At 66.2% G+C, this 12,374-nt stretch carries 11 protein-coding genes; 4 read left to right on the top strand and 7 right to left on the bottom strand.

Translation table 11 applies throughout. The features are described from left to right. Positions 1-7: 7 nt before the first annotated feature. Positions 8-457: a hypothetical protein gene (locus tag KQ910_RS04760; RefSeq protein WP_216957327.1), complete on the bottom strand. Its 450-nt coding sequence runs from the start codon at positions 455-457 to the stop codon at positions 8-10. Between the two features lie 227 nt (positions 458-684). Between KQ910_RS04760 and KQ910_RS04755 the strand changes: the two genes are divergently transcribed. From KQ910_RS04755 to KQ910_RS04745, 3 genes are read left to right on the top strand one after another with little or no spacing between them, the layout of a single operon-like run. After that, a complete protein-coding gene (locus KQ910_RS04755) occupies positions 685-2,160 on the top strand; it encodes an OpgD/OpgG family glucan biosynthesis protein (RefSeq protein ID WP_216957326.1) in 1,476 nt (491 codons plus the stop codon). Between the two features lie 14 nt (positions 2,161-2,174). Then, a complete protein-coding gene (mdoH, locus tag KQ910_RS04750) occupies positions 2,175-4,013 on the top strand; it encodes a glucans biosynthesis glucosyltransferase MdoH (RefSeq protein WP_216957325.1) in 1,839 nt (612 codons plus the stop codon). A gap of 27 nt (positions 4,014-4,040) precedes the next feature. Next, on the top strand, positions 4,041-4,292 hold the full coding sequence (locus KQ910_RS04745) for a DUF6496 domain-containing protein (protein WP_216957324.1): 252 nt from the start codon (positions 4,041-4,043) through the stop codon (positions 4,290-4,292). A gap of 19 nt (positions 4,293-4,311) precedes the next feature. On the opposite strand, the gene KQ910_RS04740 is transcribed toward KQ910_RS04745, so the two are convergent. After that, entirely contained in the window at positions 4,312-4,980 is a 669-nt protein-coding gene (locus tag KQ910_RS04740) for a glutathione S-transferase family protein (protein WP_216957323.1), read from the bottom strand. Positions 4,981-5,052: 72 nt separating this feature from the next. Between KQ910_RS04740 and KQ910_RS04735 the strand changes: the two genes are divergently transcribed. Then, a complete protein-coding gene (locus KQ910_RS04735; RefSeq protein ID WP_216957322.1) occupies positions 5,053-6,432 on the top strand; it encodes a leucyl aminopeptidase family protein in 1,380 nt (459 codons plus the stop codon). Between the two features lie 184 nt (positions 6,433-6,616). On the opposite strand, the gene KQ910_RS04730 is transcribed toward KQ910_RS04735, so the two are convergent. The 5 genes from KQ910_RS04730 to KQ910_RS04710 form a co-directional block, all read right to left on the bottom strand. Further along, a complete protein-coding gene (locus tag KQ910_RS04730) occupies positions 6,617-7,552 on the bottom strand; it encodes a 2-hydroxyacid dehydrogenase (RefSeq protein ID WP_216957321.1) in 936 nt (311 codons plus the stop codon). Between the two features lie 8 nt (positions 7,553-7,560). Then, positions 7,561-8,538, bottom strand: coding sequence for a TAXI family TRAP transporter solute-binding subunit (locus KQ910_RS04725; RefSeq protein ID WP_216957320.1), 978 nt, complete (start codon positions 8,536-8,538; stop codon positions 7,561-7,563). An 84-nt stretch (positions 8,539-8,622) separates the two neighbouring features. Then, positions 8,623-10,257, bottom strand: coding sequence for an ABC transporter ATP-binding protein (locus KQ910_RS04720; RefSeq protein WP_216957319.1), 1,635 nt, complete (start codon positions 10,255-10,257; stop codon positions 8,623-8,625). Continuing rightward, positions 10,254-11,273 (bottom strand): ABC transporter permease, encoded by a 1,020-nt coding sequence (locus tag KQ910_RS04715; protein WP_216957318.1) that lies wholly within the window; start codon positions 11,271-11,273, stop codon positions 10,254-10,256. Before KQ910_RS04715 ends, KQ910_RS04720 begins: the two co-directional genes overlap by 4 nt. After that, complete coding sequence (locus tag KQ910_RS04710) at positions 11,273-12,373, bottom strand: microcin C ABC transporter permease YejB (RefSeq protein WP_216957317.1); 1,101 nt, start codon at positions 12,371-12,373, stop codon at positions 11,273-11,275. Before KQ910_RS04710 ends, KQ910_RS04715 begins: the two co-directional genes overlap by 1 nt. Position 12,374 lies beyond the last annotated feature (1 nt).

Raw genomic sequence — 12,374 nt, 5'->3', positions numbered from 1 at the left:
AGCCCTCCTAGACGTCGATGCGGCCGACGTTGGGCTCGTTTGCCCGGGGTCCGGCTGCTTCGGTCGAGGCGCCCATGCCGGCCTTGACGATGCGCGACAGGGCGAAGCCCACGATGACCGAGCCGGCCAGCAAGGCGAGCGGCTGCCGCTTGCCGAAGTCGGTGGCCATGGTCAGAAGCTCTCCCGCCGACTTGTCGCGCAGGTCGTCAGCCAGGCGGTCGATCCGTTGACCGGTCGAGCGGACATAGTCGGCGACCGCCGGGGACTGGTCCTGCAAGCTCCCGGCGAGCGTGGCGGCCGTCTTGCCGAGCGCGGAAACGGCATCCGCCCCGGTCTCGGCGGAGCGCCCGGCCAGCTCCTCGGCCTTTCCCGTAAGCGCATTCTTGATCTCGGAAACGGCGGCGCCGAGATCCGGCTTGTTCTCCCTCGGCGCGTTGGCGTTTGGCGTGTCGGACATTCGTAGACTCCCTCGGCAATCTCTTCCCCGGCGAGACGCTGGGGTGGTTGCAGGCCGCCAACGTGCGCCCGTCGTTTTCTGTTCCTTCATTATTTCTCAGGAGGCGTTCGCGTACCGTGTCGTACCGATGGCGTGCCTCCACTCCTGTGCGCAACCGCGATTCCGGTCGTTGCGTTGCGGCAGCGCGCGACGCGACGGACGCGCGCCTTCGATCCTCAAGGGTTGCCGTGCTCAGACTGTTCGCACTTCTTATCGTCTATGTCGGTATGGGCGCATCGCCGGCCGATGCGCAGGACTTCTTCGGTACGCTGGTCAATCGCGCGCAGGCGTCGGCGTCCCAGCCCTACCGCAAGGAAGCCCCCATCCCCGGGACGGTGAGCCTCGGCTACGACGCCTATCGGGGCATCCGATTCAGGCCTGGATCGACGCTGTGGCGCGAGGGCGGGAGCGACTTCCGGGTCGAGTTCTTCCCGACGGGCTTTCTCTACCAGACGCCCGTGAAGCTGAACGTTATCGCGCGGACCGGCGGGCACGTGTCGACGCTGGCGCCGTCGCCGTCGCTCTTCGACTTCGGCGGCGGTCGGACGCCGGCCAGCGTCGGATTTGCCGGCTTCAAGATCACCTATCCGCTGAACGGCGAGCGCTTCGACGAGATCGTTTCCTTCCTCGGGGCCAGCTACTTCCGGCCGATCGGCAAGGGCCAGACCTATGGTGCGTCGGCGCGCGGCCTGGCGATCGACACCGCCCAGCCGCGGTCCGAGGAGTTTCCCGAGTTCCGCGAGTTCTGGCTGGTCGAGCCGGCGCCGGGCGACGCGTCGGTGACGATCTACGCGCTCCTCGAATCCCCCGGGGCCAGCGGCGCCTATGCGTTCGTGGTGACGCCGGGGCCGCGGACGACGGTCGATGTCGATGCCAGACTGTTCCTGCGTCATGGCGTGTCGATGCTGGGCATCGCCCCGCTCACGAGCATGTTCCTCTCGGGCAAGTCCGGACCGTGGCGCGACGACTTCCGGCCCGAAGTGCACGATTCCGACGGACTGGCGGTGCTGACGGGCGGGGGCGAACCGATCTGGCGCCCCCTCGGCAATCCGGGAACGCTCCAGGTCTCCACCTTTGTCGACAACAATCCGCGCGGTTTCGGGCTCCTGCAGCGGGAGCGCCGTTTTGAACGGTATCAGGACGGTGTGGCCCAGTATCAGTCTCGGCCCAGCCTCTGGATCGAGCCGAAAGGCGACTGGGGCGAGGGCGAGGTCCGGCTCGTCGAGATCCCCACGCCCTCGGAGTACCACGACAATATCGTGGCGTTCTGGGTCTCGCGCTGGCCCGTCTCCAAGGGGCACGCGCTGGAATACCGGTATCGCATCTCCGCTCTTGCCGACGACGCGGCCCTCTCGCCTCTGGCGCGCGTGATCGCCACCCGGCAGGGGCCGATCGAGGGCAACTCGAAGGCGCGGCGGCTGGTCGTGGAGTTCGAGGGCGACGCTTTGTCCACCCTCGACGCGGAACGGCTCGTCGAGTCCAACGTCACCGTATCGTCCGGTCGATTCCTGCGGGCCGACATCGATCGGCCGCCCGGCTCGACCAACCGCCGGCTGTTCCTCGATGTCGAACTGGACGGTCGCCGCCCGGCCGACATCAGGGCGCATCTCACCGTCGGCGGCGAACGGCTGAGCGAGACCTTCACCATCGTGCTTCGCCCGTGAGGAGGGCGCCTCCAATGTCTGACAGATCCCGCGACCCGCACTGGAATCTCGATCGCCATGCCACGGGCGCCGGCTGGCGGCGGCTCGTGCTGATCGGGGCGGTCTTGATGACGGCGACCGCCGGCGTTCACCTGCTGGCGATGGCCCTCGGTCCACAGGTGCCTCTGGGCCTCGTGATCGCGTTGCTCGCGTTCTTTGCGCTGAGTTTTGCCTGGATCGCGCTCTCTTTCTGGGCGGCCATCCTGGGCTTCCTGCTGAACGCGCTCGGCCTGCATCCGCTCTCGCTGTCGCGCGTCGGCCCGGGCGATGGCGCGGTGCCGGAACTGCGCGGCCACACGGCCATTCTCGTTCCCGTTTACAACGAGCAGCCGGATGAAGTCTTTGCACGACTGGAGACCACATGGCGGTCGCTGGAAGCCACCGGCCAGGCGGGTGCCTTTGCGCTGTTCGTCCTGAGCGACACCACGGTCGATGCGATCGCCGCTGAAGAAGAAAAGGGCATCGAGGTGCTGCGTCAGCGCCTCGGCATTGGTGAGCGGCTGCACTGGCGGCGCCGGACCGCCAACACCGGACGCAAGGCCGGCAACATCGCCGAGTGGCTCGACAGTCACGGCAGCCGCTTCGACCATATGATCGTGTTCGATGCCGACAGTCTCATGTCCGGCGATACGATGGTGCGGCTGGCGGCGTTGATGGAGGCCAGCCCGCGCACCGGCATGGTGCAGACCCATGCCGAGCCCATGGGGCGCGAAACCCTGTTCGCCCGCGTCCTGCAGTTCTCCGCGCGTGTCTATGGCGGCATGCTCGCGACGGGCCATGCCTTCTGGCAGAAGGGCGAGGCGAACTATTTCGGTCACAACGCCATCATCCGCGTGGCGGCCTTCTCCGATCATTGCCGGCTGCCTGTGCTTACCGGCCAGGCGCCCCTCGGCGGCGAGATCCTCAGTCACGACTTCGTCGAAGCAGCCTTCATGCGGCGGGCCGGCTGGTTCGTGTGGAGCCTGCCGACCCTCCATGGCAGCTACGAGGAACTGCCCTCGAACGTCGTGGACTATGCCGTGCGCGACCGGCGCTGGATCCAGGGCAATCTCCAGCATGCGCGGCTGGTGGGCGCGCGTGGCCTGCACTGGATGAGCCGCCTGCACCTAGTGATGGGCATCATGGGCTATCTGGCTTCGCCTTTGTGGCTGGGGTCCCTGCTGCTGAGCGCGGCCATCGTGCTGGAGCACGAGATCGTCGGCCCGAGCTACTTCGGCCGCGTGCCGTCGCTGTTCCCCAACTGGCCGCAATACAATACCGGCCACGTCCACGGGCTCCTCGTCCTGACGGCGGCCCTGTTGTTCCTGCCCAAACTGCTGGCGCTCGTGCTGCGTCTCGGCGGGTCCTCGCGGGTCCAGGGCGGCCGGCTGGCTATGACGGTCAGCGTGCTGCTCGAGACGCTCTTCTCCATGCTGCTGGCGCCGGTGATGATGCTGTTTCACTCGGTGTTCGTGCTGGGAATTCTGGCCGGGCGCGCCGTCGGCTGGCCACCGCAGGCCCGTGGTGATCGGGGCATGGAATGGGACACGGCGCTGGAGCGGCATCTCGGCCAGGTGGTGCTGGGCGCCGTTGCCGTGCTGGTCATCGGAAGCTGGGCGCCGGCCTTCCTCCCTTGGCTGCTGCCGGTGGTGGCCGGTCTACTGCTGGCGCCGTCGCTCGCCGTCTATTCCAGCCGCCGTGAGTTCGGCGTCGCCGCTCGCCGCTGGCGGCTGTTCCTGACGCCCGAGGAAGGGGCCGGGGACCCGGTGGCCGGCAGGGCTTCCGTAGCCATTTCGACCAAGGACTCCGCGCTGCACGGCAACACGCAGGCATAACCACCGCCAAAGGCAGGAGGACCCCCGATGGCGAAATATTCAAGCAGCGCCAGCAAGGAGGTGAAGAGCGCGCTTCACCGCCGCAGGAAGCGCACGCTCAAGAGCGGTCCCGGCGGCAAGGGCGGCACCGTGACCAGTCGAAAGCAGGCCATCGCGATCGGCCTTTCCGAGGCACGCGCCAAGGGCAAGAAAGTGCCGGCCAATCGCAAAACCGCCAAGCGCAAGACGGCAGCGGAGAAAACGGCAACGCGCAAGACCGCGCGCCGCAAGAGCACCTGACTCGCGTTCGGCCGACGGGCTATTTCAGCTCATAGCTGTCGATCAGCCATGGTTCGTGCTGGGCCGCGTCGATCCATTCCTTCATCGCCGGATGCCCCAGCACCGCCGTGCAGTAGGCGTCGGCGTCGGTGTCGAGCGTGACGCCGTAGGTCTTGAAGCGCGTCACCACGGGCGCAAACATTGCATCGGCCGCGCCGAACGCGCCGAAGAGGAAGCCATCGTCCTTCTGGAAGGCGCCGGCAAAACGCTTGCGGCAATCCCGCCAGAGCGAGGTGATTCTCTCGATATCGGCGCGGGTGCCTGTCGTCATGCCCATGCCGGGATAGGAAGCACGGATGTTCATCGGCATGCTGTTGCGCAGGTCGGGGAAGCTTGAGTGCATTTCCGCCGAGATCGACCGGGCGTGAGCGCGAGCCGCGGCCGAGGGCGGCCACAGACCGGCTTCGGGCTTCATGTCGTTGAGATACTCGGCGATGGCGAGCGAATCCCATACCGCGAGGCCGCGATGCAGGAGCACCGGGAGACGGCCCGAGGGCGAGTGCTTGCGGATCGCCGCCTGCGTCTCCGGCCGGTCGAGCGGTATCACGATCTCATCGAAGTCGATATTCGCGATCCTGGCCATCAGCCAGCCGCGCAGCGACCACGACGAATAGTTCTTGTTGCCGATCACGACAGTGAATTCGGCCATCTACGCCCTCCTTGCCAGCCATGGAGTTTGACCGGCAATGTAATCGCTCTCTTGATGTTTGTGAGCATGGCCATGTCGCTGCCGTTCGTCGACCGTTCTTCTTCCTCTCTCCCCCTGCAGTTTGTTGCTCGATCGAAGTGGGGCGCCTGGTTGAAAGCCCAGTCCGGCGCCACACGCGGCTGGGTCGAATCGCTCGGACTCGCCGGATCGCCGGCCGATGTCGCGGTTCTGCCAGGACGCGACGGCAAGGCGTCCGGTGCAGTGCTTGTGATTCCGGACGCGCCGACCCTGTGGGATTTCGGCGCACTGACTGCGAAGCTGCCGGTGGCGACGTGGCGGCTGGAAGGCAAGACCGCGCCGGTGTCGATGACCGATGTGGCCGTGGCGATCGGCCTCGGCGCCTGGAAGTTCGAGCGCTATCGCGCCACCAAGGGCAAGGAAGGCCCGCGCTTCGTGTGGCCCGCGGGCGCCGACAAGAAGCTGTCGACGGCGACGATCGAGGCGATCTCGATGGCGCGCGACCTCATCACCACGCCCTCGTCGGACATGGGGCCGGCCGAATTGGCTGCGGCGGCCCAGAAGCTCGCCAGGGCGCACAAGGCGAAAATCAAGGTGATCGTGGGCGACGATCTCCTGAAGCAGAATTATCCGACGATCCACGCGGTCGGCCGCGCCTCGGTGCGCGCGCCGCGCCTGATCGACCTCACCTGGGGCAAGGCGAGCGATCCCAAGGTGACGCTGGTCGGCAAGGGCGTGTGTTTCGACACCGGCGGCCTCGACCTCAAGCCGGCGGCCGGCATGCTGATGATGAAGAAGGACATGGGCGGTGCGGCCACGGTGCTGGCGGTGGCGTCGATGATCATGGCGACGGGCCTGCGGGTGCGGCTGCGCGTGCTGGTGCCGGCGGTCGAGAACTCTGTCTCTGGCAACGCGTTCCGGCCGATGGACGTGATCAGGACGCGCAAGGGCATCACGGTCGAGATCGGCAACACGGATGCCGAGGGACGCCTGATCCTGTGCGACGCGCTGGACGAGGGCGCTTCGGAGAAGCCTGCCATGATGATCGATTGCGCGACCCTCACGGGTGCGGCCCGCGTGGCGCTGGGGCCTGACCTGCCGGCCTTGTTCTGCAACGACGACAAGCTGGCCAATGCTCTGATTGCGGCGGGCGAGCAGATCACCGATCCGATGTGGCGGATGCCGCTGTTCGCGCCCTATCGCCAGATGCTGGCCAGCAAGGTGGCCGACATCAACAACGTCTCGGCCGGCGCCTTCGGCGGCGCGATCACCGCTGCGCTCTACCTGAAGGAATTCGTGCCCAACGACGTGCCGTGGGCGCATTTCGACATGATGGCCTGGAACAACTCGAGCCGACCCGGTCGCCCCGAAGGCGGCGAAGCCCAGGTTGCGCGCGCGATCTACTGCACGATCGCCGACAGATTCGGGAAGTGATCGAAAACTTCCGCTTCAGACAAAGACCTCACCCTGAGGAGCGGTCCGCAAGGACCGCGTCTCGAAGGGTGGGCACGCGCACCACGTTGTTACCCATCCTTCGAGACGGCTGCTTTGCAGCCTCCTCAGGATGAGGTTTGTGTGTATTGAGCGGCCGGTCTGATCGGATTCGACTTGGTGATGCTCAGTACCCAGTCACCGGGTCGACCGTGTTGATCAGCGGTTGGCCGGACCGGATGCGCTTGATGTTCTCGATCACGCCGGGTGAGGCGGTGCGCGGGTTGGTGGCGCCGGCGATGTGCGGCGTGACCTTCACCTTGGAGTGCGTCCAGTAGGGATGATCCGCGGGCAACGGCTCGGTGTTGAACACGTCGAGCGCGGCGCCGGAGAGATGGCCCGAATCGAGGGCGGCGAGCAGGTCGTCGTCGACCACGTGTCCGCCGCGACCCATGTTGATCAGGTAGGCGCCTTTCGGCAGGGCGGCGAACAGCCTGGCGTCGAGCAGGCCCCTGGTGTCGCGCGTGAGCGGCAGCACGTTGATGAGGATGTCGGTCCGGGCGAGGAATGCCGCCAGGCCGTCCGGGCCGTGGAAGGTCTCGACGCCCGGCACGGTCTTCTGCGTGCGGCTCCAGCCGGCGGTCGGGAATCCCAGGGCCGCGAACTTCTTCGCCGTGTCCTGGCCGATCGTGCCGAGGCCGGTGATGCCGATTCGGCGATGGATGGTGTCGACGAAATCCTCGGGTTTCCACGCCTTCGCCCGCTGACTCTCGGCATACTTGTCGATGTCGCGGTGGTGACGCAGGGCAAAGTAGATGGCGTATTCGCTCATCTGCCCGACCAGCCCGTCGTCCATGATGCGGGTGATCGGCACGCCCGGTGGCAGCTTGTCGTCGGCCAGCAGGTGGTCGACTCCCATGCCCAGCGACACGATCAGTTTTACATTCGGGAAGGAGGCGATCAGGCCGCGGTCCGGCTTCCAGGCGAGGGCGACCTCGATGTCGTCCTTGTTCCCGAGATTGTCCCGGGTGCGGAAATCGATCGGACCAAGACCTGCTTCGAGGACCTTGTTCCAGAGGACGCCGTCGGTATCGCGGCTGATGTAGGCAATAGCTCCGGCCATGCAGCCTTTTACTTAGGGAGCGTCGCCGGGTCGAGCTTGATTCCCTTTTCTTTGTAATAACGCACGGCGCCGGGGTGGAATGTGAGGACCGTGTTTCGGGCCGCGTTGGCCGCGACCGTCTCCTTGGCCGCCGCGTGGGCGCGGACCATCGCCGAATTGTTTTCGAGGATGGTCTTGGTGATCCTGTAGGCCACCGCGTCGGACATGTCCTTGCTGGCGATCGCGAAATTGTAGAGGCCGATCGTCTTCTGGTCCTCCGTCTGCTGCCTGTACAGGCCTTTCAGTACCTTCGATTCGGTGAACTCCGGTATCCTGGCGCGGATGGTCGCGATCTCCTCCGGCGTCCACGTGAAGAAGTTGATCGCCTGCTCGGCATCGAGCTGCGTGAAGATCGGCACCGGCACGCCGGCGCCGAAGCAGAAGGCGTCGATCAAGCCGTCGTTGAGCTGGTTGCCGACCTCGCTGCCCTGGCCGTTGCGCGCCGTCACCTTCATGCCGAGAGCTTCGAAGATCAGCGGGAAGTAGGTGCCGGGTGTGCCGGCCTTGGGGCCGGTGCCGACGGTCTTGCCCTCGAGCTGCCTGAAGCTGGTGATGCCCGACTTCTTCAGCGCAACGCATTGCATCGGCGTGTCGTACATCGGGAACAGCGCGCGGATGCTGTCGTATTTCTTGCCCTTGGTCCACGGGGCGGAACCCTGCAGCGCCTGCAGCGCGACACCCATGGTCGTCATGCCGAGTCCGATCTTGCCGTCGTCGATCATGATGACGTTCTGGTTCGGTCCCTGGGTCTGCTGCGTCGTCACCTGCATGCCGGCCTTGTCGGTCAGCAGGGCGGCCACGACACCGCCATAGACGTGATAGGTGCCGCCGACCGAGGCGGTGCCGAGCGTCAGGCTCTGCGACTGGGCGATCGCGACCGCTGGGGCGGCAAGGGGAGACATGACGACGAGAGCGGCGACAAGCAGGGCGCGGCGGAAGCCGATCATGACGTTCCTCCCTTTCAGGCTCTTCTCATAAATTTGTCGCGCGAGGCCTGCAAGCCGTCACAAACTTCCGTGCAATTGAAACAATCAGGTCGCGACGACCCGATTGTCAGCGCCGATCGCCTCGAGGTTGAAGGCCGCGGCGATGAGCGCCTGGGTGTAAGGGGTTTGCGGCGCCTCGAAAATCTGGCTCGCCGATCCGCGCTCGACCACCTTGCCATGACGCAGGACGACGACCTCGTCGGCCAGCGCGCGCACGACCTTGAGGTCGTGGCTGATGAAGAGATATGCAAGTTTGTACTTCTGCTGAAGGTCGCGCAGCAGGTCGACGATCTGGGCCTGGACGCTCATGTCGAGCGCCGAGGTCGGCTCGTCGAGCACGATCAGGCGCGGTTTCAGGACCAGCGCACGGGCGATCGAGATGCGCTGGCGCTGGCCGCCCGAGAATTCGTGCGGGTAGCGGTCGCGGCTTGCGGGGTCGAGGCCGACCTCGCGCAACACCTGCTCGATCATCGTGGCGCGTTCGGCCGGCGTGCCGATCCTGTGGACCTCCAGCCCCTCGCCAATGATCTCGCCGACCGACATGCGGGGGCTCAGCGAGCTGAACGGATCCTGGAAGACGATCTGCATCTCGCGGCGCAACGGCCGTAGCTCGCGCTGGCTCATCCCCTGCAGGTCGCGGCCGTCGAACCGGATGCCGCCCTGGCTGCGCTCCAGCTTCAGCAGCGCGAGTCCGAGCGTCGTCTTGCCCGATCCCGATTCGCCGACCAGGCCGATCGTATGGCCCTCGCGCAGCGCGATGCTCACGCCGTCGACCGCCTTCACATGGCCGACCGTGCGCCGCATCAGGCCGCGGCGGATCGGGAAATGAACCTTGAGCTCGTCGAGGCGCAGGATCTCGGGCGCCGACGGATCGGCCGCCGCCGGCCGGCCCTTGGGCTCGGCCGACAGGAGATGCTGGGTGTAGCTGTGCTGCGGCCGGTCGAAGACTTCGGCCACCGGGCCCTGCTCGACGATGCGGCCCTGGGTCATTACGCACACCCGGTCCGCCATCTTGCGCACGATGCCGAGGTCGTGGGTGATGAACAGCAGCGCCATGCCGTAGCGCGCCTGCAGCGACTTCAGCAGCTTCAGGATCTGCGCCTGGATGGTGACGTCGAGCGCCGTCGTGGGCTCGTCGGCGATCAGCAGGTCGGGCTCGTTGGCGAGCGCCATGGCGATCATCACCCTCTGGCGCTGGCCGCCCGAGAGCTGGTGCGGGTAGGCGTCGAGGCGCTTGGCGGCTTCCGGGATTCCCACCTGTTCGAGCAGTTCCAGCGTGCGCTTGCGCGCCGCCTCGCGCGACAGGCCCTTGTGCAGGATCAGCACCTCGTTCACCTGCCGCTCGATCGTGTGCAGCGGATTGAGCGAGGTCATCGGCTCCTGGAAGATCATCGAGATGCGGTTGCCGCGCACCGACAGCAACTCGCGCGTCGAGGCGCCGACCAGCTCCTGGCCCTGGAAGCGGATGCTCCCCGTGGGATGGCTGGCCGACGGATAGGGCAAGAGCTGCAGCACCGACAGGGCCGTCACGGACTTGCCGGAGCCCGATTCGCCGACCAGCGCGACGGTCTCGCCGCGCTTGATGTCGAAGCTGACGCCGCGCACCGCGTGCACGGCCTTCTCGCCGGTGCCGAAGTCGACGGAGAGGTCCTTGACCTCGAGCAGGAGGGAGTCGTTCACGCCAGCACCTTGCGCGGGTTGAAGGCGTCGCGCACCGCCTCGCCGATGAAGACCAGCAGCGACAGCATCAGCGCGATCACGAAGAAGCCGGTGAAGGCGAGCCACGGGGCGGTGAGGTTGTTCTTGCCCTGCAACAGGAGTTCGCCGAGCGACGGCGAGCCCACCGGCAATCCGAAGCCCAGGAAGTCGAGCGAGGTCAGCGTCGTGACCGAGCCTGCCAGGATGAAGGGCAGGAAGGTCAGGCTGGCTGTCATCGCATTGGGAAGGATGTGCCGGAACATGATGCGCGCATCCATCATACCCAGCGCGCGGGCCGCCCGGACATAGTCGAAGTTGCGGCCCCGCAGGAACTCGGCGCGCACCAGCCCGACCAGCGACATCCAGCTGAACAGCAGCATGATGCCCAGCAGCACCCAGAAGCCCGGCTGGATGAAGCTCGCCAGGATGATCAGCAGGTAGAGCGTCGGCATGCTCGACCAGATTTCGAGGAAGCGCTGCATCAGCAGGTCGACCACGCCGCCGAAATAGCCCTGCACCGCGCCGGCGGCGATGCCGATCACGGTGCTGGCGATCGTGAGCGCGAGCCCGAACAGGACGGAGATGCGGAAACCGTAGATCAGGCGGGCCAGCACGTCGCGGCCGCTGTCGTCGGTCCCCAGCCAGTGCTGGCGGGACGGGGGCTGCAGGGTCGTGCGGCCCTCACCCTTCAGCACCGTGTCGTAGCTGTAGGGGATCGGCGGCCACAGGATCCAGCCCTTGTCCTCGATCAGCTTCTTCACTTCCGGGTCGGAATAGACGGTGTTGGTCGGGAAGTCGCCGCCGAAGGTGGTCTCGGGATAGTCCTTCAGGAGCGGCGAGTAGAAGCCGCCGTCGTAGCGGATGAGGATCGGCTTGCTGTTGGCCAGCAGCTCGGCGAACAGCGACAGGAAGAACAGCGTTCCGAAGATCGCGAGCGAGATCATGCCGCGCTTGCTGGAGCGGAACGCCGCGATGCGGCGGCGGTTCATCGGGTTCATCAGGCGCGCGCCTCGAAGTCGATCCGCGGATCGACCACCGTGTACATGAGGTCGCCCAGGATCCCCATGACGAGGCCGATCAGGCCGAAGAAGTAGAGCGTGCCGAACATCACCGGATAGTCGCGGTTCAGCGCCGCCTCGAAGCCCAGCAGGCCGATCCCGTCGAGGGAGAAGATCACCTCGATCAGCAGCGAGCCGGTGAACAGCACGCCGATGAAGGCGGCGGGGAAACCGGCGATCACGATCAGCATGGCGTTGCGGAAGACGTGGCCGTAGAGCACGCGGCGCTCGACCAGCCCCTTGGCGCGGGCGGTCAGCACATACTGCTTGTGGATCTCCTCGAGGAACGAGTTCTTGGTGAGGAACGTCAGCGTCGCGAAGCCGCCGATCACCATGGCGCCGATCGGCAGGGCCATGTGCCAGAAATAGTCGAGCACCTTGTCGATGAGGCCGAGCGAGCTCCAGTCGTCGGAGACGAGGCCACGCAGCGGGAACCACTTGAAGTAGGAGCCGCCGGCGAACAGCACGACCAGCAGCAGCGCGAAGAGGAAGCCGGGGATGGCGTTGAGCACGATCAGCGTCGTCGAGGTCGACACATCGAAGCGCGAGCCGTCGCGCACGGCCTTGGCGATGCCGAGCGGTATCGACACGAAGTAGATCAGCAGCGTGGTCCACAGGCCGAGCGAGATCGACACCGGCATCTTCTCGATGATGAGGTCGACCACGCGCTTGTTGCGGAAGAAGCTCTCGCCGAAATCGAAGACCAGGTAGTTCTTCATCATCAGCAGGAAGCGCTCGCCGATCGGCTTGTCGAAGCCGTACATCTTCTCGATGCGCTCGATCAGCTCGCGCGGCAGGCCGCGGGCGCCGCGATAGGTGCCGCCGCCCGAGGAATCAGTAGCCGATTTGCGCAGCGTCTCGCCGCCGCTGGAGCTGCCGGAGAAGCGCTCCGTGGCGTCGACCGAGGTGCCCTGGATCTGGGCCAGCGTCTGCTCGACCGGGCCGCCGGGCGCGGCCTGAACGATGAAGAAGTTGATGACCATGATGCCGAACAGGGTCGGCACCACCAGCACGAGGCGTCGCAGGATGTAGGCAAGCATG

Source organism: Reyranella humidisoli, assembly GCF_019039055.1.
Lineage (GTDB): Bacteria > Pseudomonadota > Alphaproteobacteria > Reyranellales > Reyranellaceae > Reyranella > Reyranella humidisoli.
This window is presented reverse-complemented; position numbering and strand designations above follow the sequence as displayed.